This is a genomic window from Uliginosibacterium aquaticum, assembly GCF_012972705.2.
GTDB lineage: Bacteria > Pseudomonadota > Gammaproteobacteria > Burkholderiales > Rhodocyclaceae > Uliginosibacterium > Uliginosibacterium aquaticum.
The window spans coordinates 617,734-635,968 of record NZ_JABCSC020000001.1; the positions used below are offsets into that span (position 1 = coordinate 617,734).

The following is an 18,235-nucleotide window of genomic DNA, read 5'->3' on the forward strand; positions in this document are numbered from 1 at the left end:
GCTGCGTAAAGCCGTTTCGTCCCGGGCGCCTGCTGCGGCACACTGCTGCTTTTGGCCGGGGCTGTCTGCCGTGTTGCGCATTCCGAAACACATCCTGGTGCCGATGATCGTTGCCTGTGCCCTGTTCATGGAGAACATGGACTCGACGGTGATTGCCACCTGCCTGCCCACCATTGCGCGGGATCTGCAGGAAGATCCGATCGCCCTGAAGCTGGCGCTGACCTCCTACCTGCTGAGCCTGGCGGTGTTTATCCCGATCAGTGGCTGGATGGCCGATCGCTTCGGCGCGCGTACGGTGTTCCGGGCGGCCATCGGCGTGTTCATGGGCGGTTCGGTGTGCTGTGCCTTGTCCGCTTCGCTGGAAGGATTTGTGGCCGCGCGCTTCCTGCAGGGCATGGGCGGCGCGATGATGGTGCCGGTGGGGCGGCTGGTGGTGCTGCGCAGCACCAGCAAGGCCGAACTGGTGCAGGCCATGGCCTATCTGACCATGCCGGCCCTGCTCGGGCCGGTGATCGGCCCGCCGCTGGGCGGCTTCATCGCCACCTACTTTCATTGGCGCTGGATCTTCTTCATCAATATTCCGATCAGTATCCTGGGCCTCTACATGGCCGGGCGGCATATCGAGAACCTGCGCGAAGACGTACCCCGGCCGCTCGACTGGAGTGGTTTCCTGCTTTCGGCGCTGGGCCTTTCCGCCTTGATGCTGGGCCTGGCCACGGCCGGGCGGCATCTGGTGTCGCTGCCCGTTTCGCTGGCCAGCATGGCTGCCGGAGCTGCGCTGATGGTGATCTATGTATGGCAGGCGCGTGCCAAGGCGTATCCGCTGCTGAGTCTGGATCTGCTGCGCATCGAGACTTTCCGCGCCGGGGTGGTCGGTGGCTTTTTCTTCCGCATCGGTATCGGCGCGATTCCCTTCCTGCTGCCCTTGTTCCTGCAACTGGGTTTCGGCCTGAATTCCTTTGAATCGGGTCTGCTGACCTGTGCTTCGGCGGCCGGGGCGCTGTCGATGAAAACCATTGCAGCGAAGATCCTGCAGCGCTTCGGCTTTCGCCGTGTGCTGATCGTCAACACCGCGCTGGCCTCTGTCTCATTACTCCTGATCGGGGCCTTCACGGCGCATACGCCACATGCCTTGATCATGGTGGTACTGCTGGTCGGCGGCTGTTTCCGCTCGCTGCAGTTCACCAGCCTGAATGCGCTGTCCTATGCCGATGTGGAGACTGCGCAGATGAGCCAGGCCACCAGCCTCGCCAGCGTGGTGCAGCAACTGGCGGCGGGCATGGGGGTGACGGTGGGGGCATTTGCCCTGCAGGGGGCAATGAGTCTGCAGGGGCATCAGGCCACACAGGCGGCGGACTTCCCGCCAGCCTTCGCTGTGGTGGCACTGGTATCGCTGACGGCACTGCTGTGGCTTACGCGTTTGCCCGCCAGCGCCGGGGCGGTGCTGTCGGGGCACCGCCACGCGGACAACTGAAAACCAGAATGCTTACTCGGTAGCGGCCTTGCGCGAGCCGGTCATGATCTTGACCATCAGGGCGGTGGTGCGCTGGCTGGCCACGACCGGGGCGTAGGCATCCTTCATCAGCGAGATGGTGGTGGCCGAACCGCGGAACGGCGCGAACTTCACACCGGCCTTTTCGAGCTTGGACTTGAGCGCAGAGTCGGCCTGGGCACGCACCTTGGCGGCGTAGGCTGCGGACTCGATGGCGGACTGCTGCACGATGCCCTTTTCAGCGGTCGACAGGCTGCTCCAGCGCTGCTTGGAGATCAGCATCACGATCGGCTGCACCAGGTGGTAGCTGAAGGTGTAATAAGGCGCGATCTTGTAGTGCTCTGAAGTGTAGTAGGAGGTGAGGTCGTTCTCGGCCACGTCCAGCTCGCCTGCCTTGAAGGCTGCCGGTACCTTGTCGAAACCGATGGTGGATGCTTCGGCGCCCAGGGCGGTGGCCATGGCGATCAGGTCCTGGCGCTTGGGCAGGCGGATCTTGAGGCCCTTGAAGTCCGATGCGTAGGAGAGCGACTTCTTGTTCGAGTAGAAGGAGCGGGCTCCGCCGTCATACCAGGTCAGCGCGATATAACCCTTCTCTTCCATCAGCACCTGCAGCTCCTTGCCGACTTCGCCATTGAGCGCGCTCATCATGTGCTCGGGGTCACGGAACAGGAAGGGCAGGTTCAGGATGCGCATTTCAGGCACATCGTCCTGCAGGGCGGAGGAGGTGAACAGCACCACATCGACTTCGCCCTTGCTGAATTTCGGAATCACATCCTTCTGCTGGCCCATCTCTTCGCAGCAGATCACCTTGCCGCTGTGCTTGCCTTGCGAGTTCAGCTTGAGGCGATCGAAGAAGTACTGCAGGCCTTGGTGCTGCGGATAGTCGTCAGCTTCGCGCACCCAACCCTTGAGTTCGGCAGCGCCGGCGGCGAGCGAGCTGCAGGCGAGGGCTGCGGCGATCAGGATGCGGCGAAGAGGTGCTGAGGTCATGCGGGACTCCTGGAGTCGTTGTGGTTCAGGCCTGCCCGGATGGGCGGACGCAGATATCCCGGAAGGATGCCGCTGCTAGCGCCGGAGGGCAAGTCCGAGCGTCGTACGAATGCAACAAAATAGAGCTATTCGCCGCTCTGGAGCTGACGAATGCCATCTTGCAGAAGGCGTGCGGCGATGCTCACCGGGGCTGGCAGCTGGGGTAGGCGGTCCAGCGAAAACCATTGTGCATCCTCGATTTCATCGGCCTGGGGGGTGATTTCGCCACCGGCATAGTCGGCATGAAACGCCAGCATCAGCGATTGTGGGAAGGGCCAGGGTTGGCTGGCGAACCAGCGGATGTTGGTGATGTAAATGCCGGTTTCTTCGAATACTTCACGGCTCAGGCAGCCCTCCACACTCTCGCCTGCCTCAACGAAACCGGCCAGTGCGCTGTACATGCCGGGGCGAAAATGCGGCGAACGCGCCAGTAGCAGCTCCTTGCCCTTGCGCACCAGGCACATCACGGCCGGTGCGATCTGCGGGTAGCTGCGGTGGGTGCATACCGTGCACAGCTTGGCAGGCTCGGCCGGATCGATCCGGGTGGGCGCACCGCAGGCGCCGCAGAAGCGGCTGGCCCGATCCCAGCCGAGCAGGTGCTTGGCTCTTGCGGCCAGCATCCAGGTTTCATCGGCGATGAGGCCGAAGGCAGCGCGCGGATTGACCGCCTGGACATCTTCCGGCAGCGCCAGCTCGGCCGGCCAGCGGCGTGCGCGACACGGCCGCCCGCCTAGCTGGCCGAGCAGAAAGTCGCTCTCTGGCGGAGGCAGAGCGGCCAGGGCGGCTGAAGCGGGCAGGGCGTGCTGGTGGCTCAGGAGCAGGTCCTCGCCGGCAAAGGCGAACTCGAAGGCTTCGCTGATTTCGCTCGGCGCGGCACTCAGATGGGGCAGGAAATCAGCGGGCCAATTCACGCAGGGACTCCGGGAGGGCCGACATCGGGGCAGCTGTCAGCATGCTGCAATGGGGGCTCATTATGCTGCATCGACCCCCGCCTCTGCCCGGAGAAACAGCATGGCCAACTCTCGCCGCACTCCTTCCCCCGCGTCTGCCGATACCGCCCGCACTGCACTGATCATCAGTGGCGGCGCGCCGAATGCGACCCTGGTCGCCGGTGCGCTGGTGGCCTTCCACGAACTGGGGCTCAAGTTCGATGTGATCTCCACGGCGGGGGCGGGCGCCTTGCTGGGCCTGATGTACTGCGCGCCAAAGAATGGCGATCCGGTCAGCACGCTGGCCGGGCTGAAGGAGATGGGCGTGGCTGATCCGCTCTACGAGGCCTTTCCGGTGAACTTCAAGGTCTTCAATAAGCCGGGCACGCTGGCCGATCTGTACCGCCGCGCGCTGGGTCTGAATCCCTTCATCCAGAAAATGATGGATTGGCCTGCCCAGACCCCGCTGGCCCAGCTGGTGAAAGACTCCAGTGCGCTGATGCTGGCTTCAGCCTGCCCCAGCGACCTCAATCCGGAGTCGCTGGGCTTGTGCGCACATGTACCGTTTGCCGAAACGATCATCGATTTCGCCGCCGTGCCGCAGATCACGCCGGATTTCTGCGTGAATGCCTTCAACCTGCGCACGCGCCAGATGGAAAACTTCCGCAAGGACAAACTTGGCCCGCCGCATCTGCAGGCAGCGTTGTCCTTCCCCTTCCTGTATCCACCTACCGAGCTGGATGGCGGGCTCTACATCGAAGGTGCTGCGCTGGATTGCCTGAACTTTCACGAGTTGTTGAGCCGCCATCCGCAGCTCGAAGAAGTGGTGGTGTTCGACATCCTCGGTGCAGATCGCTTGCTGCGTGCGCCCAAGAGTCTTTACGACGCCTGGGTGATGTCCATCCTCACCCCGCTGATCGAGATTGCGCGGGACGATCTGAAAATCTTCGAAGCCACGCATCTGGGCAAGTACCCTCAGCTGCAGCGGCCACACCGCGTGCCGCTGATCGATGACATCCCGGAAGCCGAATTGCCGGACGTGTTCGACTGGTCGCGCAGCAATCTCGAGCGTCTCTTCGACCTGGGCTTCGAATCGGCGGCGCGCTATGCACGCAGCCGGCTGGCGCATCTGGCCAGTTGAGGCATTCGTACGCGTATGGCGGGTGCGTTTGGTCACAATCTGCGCACGGTGTGTGCAGTCCGCCACAATTGTTATCGGATCTTGCCCGCCCGGCCCCTCAAGGGAGATCGCCCCACGCCGTAGAACCCGCATGAGAACAAGTTTTCCGGAGAGATGCGCGTGAGCGGAGCACAGGCGGGCGTTGAAGCATGGGTCAATCGCATCAAGGAACGGGACATGCCGGTCTTCGGCCGCACGGTGCAGGAAGTGCGCAGCGTGACCGAAGACGACATGGCCTCCACCGCGCGCCTCTCGCGCGCCATCCTGCAGGATGCGGCCCTCACCACCAAGGTGCTCAAGCTCTCCAACAGCGTGATGTTCAATCCGTCACGGCAGAGCGTGAACACCATCAGCCGGGCCATCGTGGTGCTCGGTTTCGATCTGGTCGGCAACATCGTCCTCTCCATCCAGCTCATCGACGCACTTCTCGCCAGTGGCATGCGCGAACGCGTGGTGGCCGAGATGGCACGCTGTTTCCACGCCGCGGTGCAGGCCCGCACGGCCGCTCGGGCGCGCAGCAGCAAGGCCGCCGAGGAAGTCTTCATTGCCACCCTGCTCGGGCGGGTGGGAGAGATGGCCTTCTGGTGTTTTGGCGGCGAGCAGGCCGAGCAGCTCGATGCCGCCATGAAGGCGCGCCCCGATGCCAAGCCCGAAGAGCTGCAGCTCGAAGTGCTGGGCTTTCGCCTCAATAGCCTCACCGCTGCGCTGGCACGCGACTGGCACCTTGGCCCGATGGTGATTGCGGCAGCCCAGCCGCCGGCCAATCCGGATGCCAACGAAAAAGCCATCATCCAGGGCTATCGCCTGGCTCATGCCGTCGAGGGGGGCTGGGAAACCCCCGCAGCGCGCGCTGCGCTGGCGGAATACGCCGACTACATCGGCCTGTCGCTCAAGGACATCACCGAGGAACTCACCGCCAATGCTGGGGAGGCCGCGCGCGTCGCCGCCCAGTTTGGCGCCGAAGAGGCTGCGCGCCTGATTCCGATGCCCAAGGGCGAGCTTGTCGATATCGATGCCGAAGTGGCCCAGATCAATGATCCCGCGCCGGATCCGATGCTGCAGCTCAAGATTCTGCGTGACCTTTCGATGCTGCTGGCAGGCAACCCGAGTCTCAATGACGTGCTGCAACTGGTGCTCGAAGGCATCTATCGCGGGCTTGGCATGAGTCGGGCGGTGTTTGCCCTGCAGACGGCGGATCGTGCCAAGGTGGTGGGCAAGGTGGCGCTGGGGCGCGATGCGGACAAGCTTGCCGCCCATTTCGCGTTTCCGCTCGATCAGCGCCCCGGCGAAATCATCAATCTGCTGTTTGCCAAGTCCGCGCCGATCTGGCTCAAGGGCGAGCCGGCGGCCGGCCTCAAGCTGGACCGCCTCGAAGCCGTCACCGGCCAGCGTGACTGCATGCTCGCTCCCATCGTGGCCGCCGGTCGCGTGATCGGTTTCTTCTACGCTGACCGTGCGCCGGCCAATCCGCCTGACGATGAAACCTGGCAAGGCTTTCTCCATTTCGCCCAGCAGGCCAGCCTGAGCTTCCAGCATGTGGCCTCGCGCGGGGCGGTGAAGAAGTAGCACCGCTGGGCCTTCGCCAAGAGGTGCGGTGCACCCGGCGTCCGATGCCGTAAAATCCGCGCTTCCCTCTAAGCACCCCAAGGAAGCGCCATGTCCGTGAACCTGCCATTGCCTGTTGCCGATCAACTCCTGCCGGTCGCCGGCGTGCGCCTGGGCACGGCCGAAGCGGCAATCCGCAAGCTCAACCGCCGCGATCTTTCTCTGATCGAACTCGCGCCGGGCAGCCGCGTGGCCGGTGTGTTCACCCAGAACCGTTTCTGTGCTGCGCCGGTCACGGTGTGCAAGGAGCACCTGGCTTCCGGCTCGATCCGTGCGCTGGTCATCAACACCGGTATTGCGAATGCCGGCACTGGCGAACTGGGGATTGCCAATGCGCGCGCATCCTGTGACGCGGTGGCCGCTGCGCTGGGCGTGAGTGCCCGTGAAGTACTGCCTTTCTCCACCGGCGTGATTCTTGAACACCTCACCGTCGACAAGCTCATCGCGGGTCTGCCTGCTGCCAAGGCCGCACTCAAGGCGGACGGCTGGTATGAGGCCTGCCACGCCATCATGACCACCGACACCCAGCCCAAGTGCGCTTCGCGCCAACTGCAAATCGGCGGCAAGACGGTGACCCTCACCGGCATGAGCAAGGGCGCCGGCATGATCAAGCCGAACATGGCCACCATGCTTGGCTTCCTCGCCACCGATGCGGATGTCGCCCAGCCGCTGCTCGAGGCGCTGGTCAAGGAAGCTGCGGATCTCTCGTTCAACAGCATCACCGTCGATGGCGATACGTCCACCAACGACAGCTTCATTCTGATTGCCACCGGCGCTTCCGGCGCCCCGGCCATCACCGATGCCGCTTCAGCCGACTACAAAGCCCTGCGCGACGCGGTGGTCGATCTGTCGATCTGGCTGGCGCAGGCCATCGTGCGTGACGGCGAAGGCGCTACCAAGTTCATGAGCATCGTCATCGAAGGTGGCAAAAGCCGCGACGAGTGCCGCCAGATCGCCTACGCCGTGGCCCACTCGCCGTTGGTGAAAACCGCCTTCTTCGCCTCCGACCCCAACCTCGGCCGCATCCTCGCTGCCATTGGCTATGCCGGTGTGCTGGATCTGGATGTGAGCAAACTCCGCGTGTGGCTGGGTGATGGCAAAGAAGATGTTCTGGTGGCAGAAAAGGGCGGGCGTGCCGCGAGCTATGTTGAGGAGGCTGGTGCGCGCATCATGAAAAACGCCGAGATCACTGTGCGCGCCGATCTTGCCCGCGGCGATGCTTCTGCCACGGTATGGACCTGCGACTTCTCGTATGACTACGTCAAGATCAATGCGGATTACCGCTCGTGATTTTCGCCTGACCTCAGGCAACAAAAAGCCCGCTATGCAGAGCGGGCTTTTTGTTGCCTGAGCTTTCGCCGTGTCAGGCATTGCGTGCGGCTCAAAGCCGGTTTTTGGTCGTCACTGCGGTGACGGTCTGTAGCCACCCTTCAAACAGTTTTCCGAAAGGATCCCGTGCAAGGTATTCGTGTTCGAGCACGAGATGCAGGTCCTTCGAATACACACGGCGCTCGCGCGTATAGGGTACGGCCCCTTCGCAAACCTGAAGATAGGTTTTCCCCTCGATATCCACAACCGTCACAGGCAGGCGGACGACTTGGCCGTTGATGCTTACGTCACGCTCGCTGGCCGACGATCTGGCTTTGAATTCGCCATCAAATCGGCACACATAGGCGCTTTCGTTGGAGGCCGGGCTTTCCCAATGGTTTTCGAAGGACCACTTCATGCCGGGCTTGAGTTCTGTTTTCGGCATCCAGTGTTCCACAGCGTCTGCCGGGATCGCTCTGCGTTCTCCCGTTTTGCTGATGGAGGCAATGACGGCGAGCTTCTTGTCCAGGACTTCAGCCGAACCATTCCCGTAGCGCAACAGAATCTCGCTAGCGGAGTCGGATTCGATGGCGTAGGAATAGGTCAGGGTGCGATTTTCAAGAACGGGCTCGGAGCCGGGAGCGTCCTGCACATATTTCCTGAAGGCGTTGCTGACCTGATCGCCGCTTTGCAAAGGGTCGGGCTTGCTGGGGGCTGGATCGGCCCAGACAGATGTACTCAGAATGCTCAGTGCGAGCACTGAAATAAGCCCCTTCATGCATGTCCCCTTGAATCATTTATTGGATTGAGCCGCGAATCATAGTTCAGTGCAGCGGACATGCAGGGCGCGGCACTATTTTTCCGGTTGGCTTCTGTTGTACTGATGCCGATTGCCTCCGGAGTCCCCGGCGAGCGTGCACACACCGTGCGGGGGAGCGGTCCGTGCAGGAGATGATGACGATCGTGTTCAATGAGGCAGACGGCGCGCCAGATCCGGCATGTCGAGCTGCCTGACGGAACGGGATTGTTGGCACTTGGGGCAGGGCCTCTGGTGCCGGGGACATGGCGCAGGGATGCGACTCCCTGTGGAAGGACTTGTCAGGGAGCAGGCGTGAGCAAGGCAACTTTCTTGCCGGTCGAGATGGATGTGATGCTCAGCAGCTGGCTGGAGCCGAGCAATTTGCCATAAGAGCTCAGACTCAGTGAGCTGTGTTCCAGTACAAGGTCCAGGTCCTTGGAGTAGACATAGCGCTCTTCCCTGTCGGAGCCTGATCCGACGCAGTTTCGGATATTCACCCTGCCACGCACCTCGACCACGATGACGGGCAGGCGGACGATGCTGCCGTTGATGTTCTGGTCGCGTTCGTCCGCAGAGGACACCGCGTCATACTCGCCAAACCACTGGCACATTTTGGTGGAGTTCGAGGCCACCTGTTCATGGCGTTCAGAGAATGACCACTTCATGCCCGGCTTGAGTTCTGTGGTGGGCATCCAGTGCTTTACCGTCTCGGGGTCAATATCCTTGCGCTCCCCGTTCTTGTTGATCGTGGCGATCAGTGCGAGATCCTTTCCGAGGATCTCTGCAGCACCGTTTCTGCTGCGTAGTACGCGTTCGTCGCCGGCGCCTGACTCGATGGTGTACGACGTGGAGGAGATCTTTTCCTCCAGCACGGGCTTTGATGTGGGGGTTTCCTGGGTGTATTTCTGCAGGCTGCGGGTGATCCGGTCGCCATTCCGGATCGTGCTGACAGGCGCCGTGCCATCGGCGGCGCAGGCATTGGCGCACAGCAGGCTCAGTGCGATTGCAGGGACCAACAGTTTCATTACGAGCTCCGTGAGTTGATCGGGGAAAATTCCCTTGGCGATGTTATGCCTTAACCATTTTTCTGACGGTGCATGCTTCCCGTTGGTTTGATCATTCAGGCTGACTTCTTACCCTGCGGTGGCTGCGGCTGCTGTTCGACGCGCTCCAGGGGCGCGTCGAGGCTGCCCCGGCAGTCCGTAGAAATTTCCGGTTTCCGGCGCATCTTCCGCATGCTGAGGGTGTTGCTCCGCCCGCGCTGCGGCTATGCTGCGAGACTTGCTGAAAACGTAGCGGCAGGATCGGCAGTGCATTCCTATTCTGGTAGGGACGTGGAGTGCTTCTGCGCGCAGGCCGATGCTTCATTCATGAGATGGTTCTAGCATGTCCTTGAGACAGAAATTGCTGCAGTGTTTCGGTCGCTGGATCGGGCGCGGCACGGCTGCGGTCGCTGCGCCTCAGCCTGTGTCGTCCGGCCGGCGCCGTGAGGCGGAGGAGTTTGCCCAGCTCAATCGTCTTGCCCCGCGCAAGGATGCACCGGATACCCACAATGCCTTCGTGCGCCGCGAGGCGATCCTGTCGCGCGGCGGGCGCATCGCCGGCTATGAATTCTCCTTGCTGACCAGCATGCAGGCCCGCATGAACCAGGAGCAGGAGCTCACTCGCCAGGCGTATGACGCGGCGCTGCTGACCCGGATGGCACTACAGGGCGTCCAGTCCTTGCTCGGTCGGCGCCTGGCCTTCATTCAGGTGGCGGTGGAGTCGCTCAGCAACTTGCGGATCAGCCAGTTGCCGCCGCAGAACACCGTGCTGGTGGTGCATCTGGGCGCACACACGACGGAGCTCGAGAGCCTGCCGGCACGTTTTGCACGGCTCAAGGAAGAGGGCTTTCTGGTGGGCCTGATGGCGGATGAGGATTTCGACATGGCAGGTCCGCTGCTGGAGCAAGTGGACTTCATCCAGATCGATGTCACCGCTTTCAACGGCATTGACCTGCGCACCGCAACGCGCGCTCTGCGCGCCGTGGCGAGACCGGGGGGGCGAGCATTGCGACTGGTGGCGCGCAATGTGCAGAGCCACGACGATTATCAGTTCTGCAGCAAATGCGGCTTCGATTTTTTCCAGGGAGCCTTCATCTCCAGTCGCGAGAGCCTGCGGCCGAGCAGCGCCAAGATCAACCGCATGGTCTTGCTGCCGATCCTGAACATGGTGATGAGCGACCGGAGTTTCGGCGAAATCGCGGACCAGCTCTCCCGCGAGCCGACCATGAGTTACAAGCTGTTGCGCTACCTGAACTCGGCGGCTATGGGCCTGCAGAAGCCGATCGATAATCTGACCGAGGCGCTTGTGCTGATCGGGCGGGAGAAGTTTTACCGTTGGACGTCACTGCTGCTCTTCGATTTCGCCGAGCCGGATTATCAGCAGCGCTTGCTGGCCGAACGAGCCCTCACGCGTGGACGTACGCTCGAGCTGATGGCTGGCAAGGGCCTGATTCCGGAGGATGCCGGCAAGCTCTTCCTGGTGGGGCTGTTTTCTCTGCTTGACGAGGCGCTCGGGCGATCGCTGCCGGAGTTGCTGGCGCAGGCGGCGCTGCCGGAGGTCGTGCGTGATGCGCTGCTGGGCAAGCCGGGTCCGTATGCGGATGCGCTGAACCTGGTGGTGCTGGGGGAGGCTAATTCGAGTACCCGCCTAGTGCAGATCGCTGAGACCGTGCAGCGTTGTGGCATTGATTACACCGATTTCCTGCCGGCGGCGGCGCAGGCGCTGGTATGGGCCAACCAGATGCTGGCTGGAGAGGGGACGGAGGCGGTAGAGGGCGACTCGCTCTGAGCGCCTGTTGTGATGGTGCTTCAGGCTTTCGTTTGTTCCGCATGCGCAGGCCACGGAGAAGAGAGATGAAGAAAGGTCTTGTCAGCACGTTCCTTGCCCTCACCTTGAGTGCGGGGGCGCTGGCCGCCGAGTTCGGCTCACGTGGCGGTCCGGAGCCGGCCAATATCGATGCGGTGGCGCAGGCCTTGCGCCAGGATCCGTACGACATGGAGCTGCTGATCAGCTACGGGACCTCCAAGGGCGGCTCGGCGGGTCATCTGGCTTTGTCGATTCGAGATCAGGCCTCTGGTGACGAGTTCGTGCATTCGGCGAACTTCTATGCCGACCGTTCGGAAGCACATGCGCGCGGCTTCTACAACGCCGAGCTGATGACCCGGATCCAGAAGATGGAGTATCTGTTTCGCACTTCATCCTCGCTCGGCGAAACGGCCTCCTTCGGGCTGGATTTCGGCGAGATCTACAAGCGTTCGGTACTGGGGATCCGCGTGTATGGCGTGCCCGAGCGCGAGAAGGCCGAACTGGAAGCCTTCTTTCGCGAATTGAATGCCGATTTCCAGCGCCAGGCGACGGACACGCGCTATCACTCGGGCGAGGTGCGTTACGGTTATCTGGATCTGAACTGCGCGAAGACCATCGGCAGTGCCTTTCGCTACGGTGCCGGCTATGCCGGGCTCGAGGTGCTGAACGGCCCCTATTTCTCCTGGCGCCTGCTCAAGAAGGCGCTGCGGGCCAATATCCCGACCGAGATGGCACTGAAGATCATGCGCGAATGGCAGGCGCGCGGCTATGTGATGGATGTGGTGCTGTACCGCAAGTACGCGGCTTCCAGTTACATGGACCCGCACGATGAAGAACCAGTGGCTTTCAAGGATCTGCCGAACCGCTTTCCTTCGGTGTTGTCGCGTGACTTTCGCCGCGAGGCCGGGCGTTACGAGGATTACGACAATCTCTTCGCGGCCTATCTGTTCTACAACCTGGGCAAGTACCGGGTGAGCCTTGATCCGGCCAGCCAGCGCCTGCAACTGGAGCTGCTGAAGGCGCCCATGCCCTACGCGCTGGCCGAGGCCTGGGCGAAAAAGCATGCGAAGACGGATCATCTGAAGCTGCAGCGCGGGCTGCCGGGGCCGGCTCAGGGAAGGCCGGTCGAGGAGTAAGGCGCCGCCGACAGGCCCGCCCGGCGGCGCTCAGCATCGGCTACGCGCCTACTCCGTCATGAATCCCCGCTCCTCGCGGCAGCCTCCCGCAGCTTGTCCTTCTTGCTCTTCCGCTTGCCCTTGATGCCGCCTGCACCCGCGCCGGGCTGGGGTGTTTCGGTAGGCTCGAAGCCTTCGATGAATTCGCGTTCCAGGCGAATGCCGATACGTTTTTCGATCAGGCGGAAGTGGGCTTCGGTGGCGGCGCTGATGAAGCTGATGGCGAGCCCGGGCTCACCGGCACGGCCGGTGCGACCAATCCGATGGGCATAATCTGGGGCGGCGCGCGGCAGATCGTAGTTGATCACCACTGGCAGGCGGGCGATATCCAGCCCGCGTGCGGCCACATCGGTGGCGACCAGTACATGCAGGCGTTCGGCCTTGAAATCAGCCAGCACCTCGCTGCGCGCGCCCTGGCTCAGCTCGCCGTGCAGCGGTGCGGCGTGTATGCCGCGGCGGGCGAGTTTGCTGGCTACCAGATCGCAGGCGTACTGGGTGGCGACGAAAACGAGCACGCGCGTCCAGCCTTCCTGGCGAATCAGGTGCAGCAGAAGCGCCGTGCGGTTTTTTTCGTCCACGGTGAGGGCATGCTGGTCGATCTCGGGTTCGCCGGCCGCTTCTGCGATACGCGTGGGGGTGCGCAGCAGGGTCGCGGCCAGCGCTTCGACGCCCGGCGGCAGAGTGGCGGAGAAGAGCAGGCTCTGACGCCGGGCTGGCAGCAGGGCGAGGATGCGCTGCAACTCGTCGGCAAAGCCGGCGTCGAGCAGACGGTCGGCCTCATCAAGCACCAGGGTGCTTAACCGGTCGATGCTGACGGCATTGTGGTCGATGAGGTCCAGCAAACGCCCGGGCGTGGCCACGAGAATATCGGCACCGCTGCGCAGCGCCATCATCTGCGGGTTCAACGAGACGCCGCCGAAGGCCACCACCACCTTGACCGGTTCGGCCAGATGGCGGGCGAGATCCTTGAGGGTTTCACCGCTCTGGATGGCCAGCTCACGGGTGGGGGCGAGGATTAGCGCGTGGGTGCGTCGTGCGGCGCCATAGATGGATTTACGTGGCAGATCGGCGAGCTGCTGCAGGATCGGCAGGGCAAAGGCGAGGCTCTTGCCCGAGCCGGTGGGCGCCGAGCCGAGAATGTCTTCACCGCGCAGGGCGGCTGGAATGGCGGCAGCCTGAATGGCGGTGGGGCTGGTGAATTCACGCTCGGCGAGCGCGTTCAGCAGGGCGGGGGCAAGGCCGAGGTGGGCAAAGGGCATCGGGGCGCTACGGTGGGGAATCAGGGCGTGATGATAGGCAAGTCCGCCGGTGGCGTCAGAACTGCGTGTGTCGGGCTGCCGCCGGCCAGCTCCACCCGGTTGCCGCCACGGGCCTTGGCGGCGTACATGGCCGCATCGGCGATGCTCCACAGGCGGCTCTCGCTGTCGCCATGCTCGGGGTAGCAGGCGATGCCGATGCTGGCCGAGATGCGTAGCGCGTGGCCACCGATTTCAAAGGGGGTGGCCAGGGCCTGACGGATTTTTTCGGCGACGTGGCGGGCGTCTTCAACGCTGCTCAGGCTGGGCAGCAGGACGACGAATTCGTCGCCGCCGATGCGCCCGACCGTGTCGGAGGCGCGGATGCATTCGTGCATGCGGCGGGCCGCTTCCTGCAGCAGTAGATCGCCGGTGGCGTGACCGAAGCGGTCATTGATGGCCTTGAATTCATCGAGATCGACGAAGAACAGCGCGAGGTGGGCGTGGTCGCGGTGGACCAGGCTCAGTGCCTGTTGCAGGCGGTCCGCAAACAGGGCGCGGTTGGGCAGGCCGGTGAGGGAGTCGTGCTGGGCCATGTGGCGGATCTGCTCTTCACTGGCCTTGCGTGCGTCGATATCGGAGATCGTGCCGAGCAGGCGCAAGGCCTTGCCATCGGCGCTGCGGCGCATGACGCGGCCGCGCGCGAGCACCCATTTCCAGCGGCCATCCTTGCAGCGCAACCGGTATTCGCTGGAAAAGCTTTCCTGGTGGCCCTTGATGCAGGCCGCGGTAGCGGCGAGGGCGGCAGCGCGGTCGTCCGGGTGGATGCGCTCGACCCATTCCTGGCGGTGCGGGGCGATCTCGTCCGGTTCGTAACCGAAAATTTCCAGGCAGCGGCGCGAGTAGAAGGCGGCATCACCGACCAGATCACGGTCCCACACGCCATCGCCGGCGCCTTCGAGGGCGAACTTCCAGCGCTCTTCGCTACTACGCAGGTCTTCGGTCATTTGCTGGGCCAGCCGGAGGGCGAGCTGGCGAGCGGTGGCGAGGATGCGCGCCAGCACGGCCAGCAGCAGGCTCAGGCAGAGGCCGCTGATGGCTATGGTGGTGGCGTCGCTGTGGCCGACGCGGGTGACGAAGCCGGGCAGGGTGCTGGCTTCGATGACCCAGTTGCGACCGCCGATTTCGAGATACTCGGCTGCGTAAAGGCGTGGCGGGTTGGTCTCGGCCGGGTGTGAGCTGAAGAGCAGATTGTCGGCACTGGGCTCGACGCCATCGTGGACGTGGATGAGGATGTCGGAGTCAGTGTCGCCGTACAGGCTAGCCATCATTTCATCCAGATGGACCGGGGCATAGATCCAGCCGATGAGGCTGGCGCGGCGCTCTGCCAGGGTGCGGATGCTGCTGCCCTGCCGGAACAGGGGCGCACAGAGGATCACGGAGGGCGCCCGGCCGTTGGCTGGATCGAGCAATTGCGGCAGTTTGCCGGTGATGCGGGGCATGCCGGAGTCCCGCGCGGCCTCCATGACGGCGCGTAGCTCCGGTACGGTGTAAGGATCGAAGCCGAGGGTCAGGCGATTGCGGCCGCTGAAGGGTTCGACCTGAATGATCGGGGTGTACAGCGCGCGCTCGCCGGGCGGGGTGATGCTGTAGTCCGCAAGGCCCTGCTGGTGCAGTTGCTTGAGCAGGGTGGGCAGTTCTGCGGCAGGGGTCAGGGTGATCTGGCCGACGCCCTGGATACCGGCGAAATCGGCGCCAAGCTGCAAGGTGTTCACATAGGCGGTGAAGCCCTGGCGGGTGACCTCCCCGGTGCCGGCGTAAAAGCCCTGTACACCGCGCAGCATCTGCTCGTAGGCGCTCATGCGCTGCACGATGCGGGCCGTGGTGTCGCGCAGGCTGTCGTCAAAACGCGCCCGCAGCCAGCGCTCGGACACCTCCTGTTCATGGCGCCAGGCCAGCCAGGTGCTGCCCAGGGCGATGAGCAGCACCAGCACGACGGGAAGGTGCCGGCGTGCGGGGTTCATGTCAGTCTTTGAATTCCGTCAGCGTGCGCGCCAGCTCGGCCGGGAAGTACTTCTCGAAGATGCGTCGGGTGCTGCCGTCGGCACGCATGGCGCGGATCAGCGCGCGCCACTTGTCCTGCTCGTTCGCACTCAGCGACTTCTTCGACATGATCAGGCCATGTGGTACCGGCGCATCGCCGAATTCGAGGATCTGGCTGATTTCGCGGATCTTGTCGCTCTCAATCGCCGGATAGTCGAAGGGTTCGATGATCATGCCCTGAATGCGCCCAGCCTGGAGTAGCTGGTAAAGCGGCTCCAGGCCGGAGGCATAGCTCACGCGCTGGGCTTCGGCGAGCTGGTCGACCAAGGCGTTGGCCGTAGCGCTATAGCGGAAGCCGCGGATGACGCCCAGCTGCAGTTCGCGATTGCGGGCGAAGTCACTGATCCTGGCCACTTCGGCATCGCGGCGCACCAACAGGTAATACTTGTTGGAGAAATACCAAGCAAAACCGGCGAACTTGTCGCGCTCGGCGTTGCTGATGCCGGAGAGGCTGAAATCCAGTGCGCCGGATTCGATCAGCTGCCAGATGCGTGCGCGCTGGATCAGGGTGACGGTGACTTTGCAGCCGCTGCGGCGGATCAGTTCGTCGGCCATGTCGCGGTCGATGCCCTGATCGGTGGTGGAAGAGTAGAGCTGGCCGTGTTCGTGTAAGGCGAGGGTGAGCGGGCGCGAGCAGTCCGGTCCGGCGGCGCGGGTGGCGGCTGGGGTAAGGACTGCGCAGAGCAGCAGGGCGAACAGCTTGAGGCGCACGGCAGACTCCTGAAGATCGCGCGACAGGGCGCATCAGGTCTTAACGGCGGCGGTGCGGGAAACTTGTCCGTACGGGCGGGCAGGGCCGCGTGCAGACCTGCCCCAGGAGCTAGGGGCAGGGGCCGGTCTGCAGATGCAGTTCGAGGACCAGCCATTCGCCGCGGGCCGGCAGCGTGACGCTGCGGCAATCACTTGGCGCCAGGTTCTGGGTTGCAGCACCTGGCGCGTGCAGCGTGACGCGGCTGAGCTGCTGGCCCGCTGGAAGTGCGGCGTGCAGACGCACGTTCAGCGGTTTTGATTCACGCTGGGTGCGCAGGATGTGCAGCAGGCGGGTCGCCGCCTGTTCGCGCTGAACCCTGGGGATGAGCAAGGCGCCTGGCTCATCGGCAGTGCCTGCCGACAGGTGCATGGCCTCGGCCTCGGTCATCAGGCGATCGCTGAGCGGGCGCAACGTGGCGGAGAGTTCGGTATCGATGGGCGTCGCAGGCAGGATCGCGCGGGCGTGCCGCAGGCGGGCTGCGTCCGGCGCATGTTCGGGCAGGCTGCGCTGCACGGCTTCGACCGCAAAAGGGATCTGCTTCGCTTGCAGGCGGCCCGCCAGACGCAGGGCGTCGCCCGGCTGGTAGTGCTCCATCTGGAAGATCAGCAGCAACTCGGCCGCGCTCTCCCAGCCACGGAAAAGCGCCGGGTTTTCGCGCACGAAGCGGTAGAGGTCGCCGTATTCCTCGGGCGTGCCGAAGTAGCGCGGCTGCGGGGTACGCTTGCCGTTGGCTTCGAGGCGATCCGGCATGTAAACGTCCCACGGCACCAGGGGCGGGGCGCCTAGCGCGTAGAGCATGGCGATGGCGCGGCGCGCTTCGGGCAAATCGTGCGGGGTGAGGCTGGGCACGAAGCCGAGGCCGCGTCCTTGCACGGTGGCAGTGGTCAGCGCGAGATTGGGCGGGGTGATCGGGCGCATCTCGGCCATCACGTAATCGGCCAGGTCGAGCAGCTGCAGTGTGCGTTTGTCCGGCTGCGGGTTGGTGAGGTTGAGGCTCAGGGCGATGCCGGCCGGCGCGAGTTCCGCGCGCAGTTGCTGGAAAAAGCCGCGCACGTTCTCGAGATGGAAGCGTTCCCACGCGGGATAGAGCGGCGAGCGCTGGCGCTTTTGCTGCGCGTCCTGGGGTGTTGTGAAGCCCAGCGTGTCGCGCAGGTAAGTGCGGTAATCGAATTGGCCGCTGCGCACCTCCGCCGGCAGGCCGGCGGGCAGCGCGCGCCCGGGTTCGGCCAGCCACCTGGCGAAGCCTTGAATGGCCGCATCGGAATACTCGCCGCCGAACTCCAGCGCGGCGACTTCGAGGCGCGGGTCGTCGAACTGGATCGCCACCGGGCTGAAGGCGAGTTGTTTGCGCGCCGCCGTGAGCAGGGCCTCGCGCGTGGCCGGGCTGGCAGACGTGATCCACTTCGCGCCCCAGCTGTTCATCCAGGGCGCGACCAGCGGCTGGCCGTCGAAGTCTCGCGCCAAGCCTTCGGGCGGCACGGCCAGATTGGCATTCAGCGTGCTGCCGACGAGCACGCCTTGGGCTTTGAGGCTGGCGACATAGGCGGCGCTTTTCGCGTACAGCCATTCAACCCGGGTGGCGCCAAAGGCCTCGATCGCCGGCAGGGCTTCGGGGCGTTCGAAGCGGGTGGAGAAGATCACGCTGTCAGCAGACGGCGCGCGCGGGTGACGGGGCGGATCGAGCGGCTCCGCGCCGGCAGTGGCGGTGCAGGCAAAAAGGCTTGCGGTGATGAGTTGGCGCAGCACGTTTCGGTCTCCTGCAGCTCCGGTTTCCGCTTG

Annotated in this window: 14 protein-coding genes; 6 read left to right on the forward strand and 8 right to left on the reverse strand. The window is 63.9% G+C overall.

Annotated elements, in window-relative coordinates; genetic code table 11:
• Window positions 1-70: 70 nt before the first annotated feature.
• Window positions 71-1,474, forward strand: a complete 1,404-nt coding sequence (locus tag HJ583_RS02870; protein ID WP_328824808.1) for an MFS transporter — start codon at window positions 71-73, stop codon at window positions 1,472-1,474.
• A 12-nt stretch (window positions 1,475-1,486) separates the two neighbouring features.
• Here HJ583_RS02870 and dctP read toward each other — a convergent pair whose 3' ends face one another.
• Window positions 1,487-2,482: a TRAP transporter substrate-binding protein DctP gene (gene dctP, locus HJ583_RS02875; protein ID WP_170020312.1), complete on the reverse strand. Its 996-nt coding sequence runs from the start codon at window positions 2,480-2,482 to the stop codon at window positions 1,487-1,489.
• Between the two features lie 125 nt (window positions 2,483-2,607).
• Window positions 2,608-3,432: an NAD(+) diphosphatase gene (gene nudC, locus HJ583_RS02880; RefSeq protein ID WP_328824809.1), complete on the reverse strand. Its 825-nt coding sequence runs from the start codon at window positions 3,430-3,432 to the stop codon at window positions 2,608-2,610.
• 100 nt (window positions 3,433-3,532) lie between these two features.
• Here nudC and HJ583_RS02885 point away from each other — a divergent pair, with 100 nt between their 5' ends.
• The 3 genes from HJ583_RS02885 to argJ all read left to right on the forward strand — a co-directional run bounded on the left by HJ583_RS02885 (window position 3,533) and on the right by argJ (window position 7,525).
• On the forward strand, window positions 3,533-4,591 hold the full coding sequence (locus HJ583_RS02885) for a patatin-like phospholipase family protein (RefSeq protein WP_170020314.1): 1,059 nt from the start codon (window positions 3,533-3,535) through the stop codon (window positions 4,589-4,591).
• A 159-nt stretch (window positions 4,592-4,750) separates the two neighbouring features.
• Complete coding sequence (locus tag HJ583_RS02890; protein WP_170020316.1) at window positions 4,751-6,196, forward strand: HDOD domain-containing protein; 1,446 nt, start codon at window positions 4,751-4,753, stop codon at window positions 6,194-6,196.
• 90 nt (window positions 6,197-6,286) lie between these two features.
• Complete coding sequence (gene argJ / locus HJ583_RS02895) at window positions 6,287-7,525, forward strand: bifunctional glutamate N-acetyltransferase/amino-acid acetyltransferase ArgJ (protein ID WP_170020318.1); 1,239 nt, start codon at window positions 6,287-6,289, stop codon at window positions 7,523-7,525.
• Window positions 7,526-7,616: 91 nt separating this feature from the next.
• Here argJ and HJ583_RS02900 read toward each other — a convergent pair whose 3' ends face one another.
• Both HJ583_RS02900 and HJ583_RS02905 read right to left on the reverse strand, forming a co-directional pair.
• A complete protein-coding gene (locus tag HJ583_RS02900; protein ID WP_170020320.1) occupies window positions 7,617-8,321 on the reverse strand; it encodes a hypothetical protein in 705 nt (234 codons plus the stop codon).
• A 320-nt stretch (window positions 8,322-8,641) separates the two neighbouring features.
• Window positions 8,642-9,367, reverse strand: coding sequence for a hypothetical protein (locus HJ583_RS02905; RefSeq protein WP_170020322.1), 726 nt, complete (start codon window positions 9,365-9,367; stop codon window positions 8,642-8,644).
• Between the two features lie 361 nt (window positions 9,368-9,728).
• Between HJ583_RS02905 and HJ583_RS02910 the strand changes: the two genes are divergently transcribed.
• On the forward strand, window positions 9,729-11,174 hold the full coding sequence (locus HJ583_RS02910) for an EAL and HDOD domain-containing protein (RefSeq protein ID WP_170020324.1): 1,446 nt from the start codon (window positions 9,729-9,731) through the stop codon (window positions 11,172-11,174).
• Window positions 11,175-11,239: 65 nt separating this feature from the next.
• Window positions 11,240-12,328 carry a hypothetical protein gene (locus HJ583_RS02915; RefSeq protein WP_170020326.1) on the forward strand — a complete coding sequence of 363 codons (1,089 nt, stop codon included), beginning with the start codon at window positions 11,240-11,242 and terminating at the stop codon, window positions 12,326-12,328.
• Between the two features lie 56 nt (window positions 12,329-12,384).
• Here the strand turns inward: HJ583_RS02915 and HJ583_RS02920 are convergent, their stop codons facing one another.
• The 4 genes from HJ583_RS02920 to HJ583_RS02935 form a co-directional block, all read right to left on the reverse strand.
• Window positions 12,385-13,626, reverse strand: coding sequence for a DEAD/DEAH box helicase (locus HJ583_RS02920; RefSeq protein ID WP_170020328.1), 1,242 nt, complete (start codon window positions 13,624-13,626; stop codon window positions 12,385-12,387).
• A 20-nt stretch (window positions 13,627-13,646) separates the two neighbouring features.
• Complete coding sequence (locus tag HJ583_RS02925; RefSeq protein WP_170020331.1) at window positions 13,647-15,626, reverse strand: CHASE domain-containing protein; 1,980 nt, start codon at window positions 15,624-15,626, stop codon at window positions 13,647-13,649.
• A 1-nt stretch (window position 15,627) separates the two neighbouring features.
• Entirely contained in the window at window positions 15,628-16,416 is a 789-nt protein-coding gene (locus tag HJ583_RS02930) for a substrate-binding periplasmic protein (protein ID WP_170020333.1), read from the reverse strand.
• Between the two features lie 109 nt (window positions 16,417-16,525).
• Entirely contained in the window at window positions 16,526-18,202 is a 1,677-nt protein-coding gene (locus HJ583_RS02935) for a hypothetical protein (RefSeq protein ID WP_170020335.1), read from the reverse strand.
• Between the last annotated feature and the right edge of the window lie 33 nt (window positions 18,203-18,235).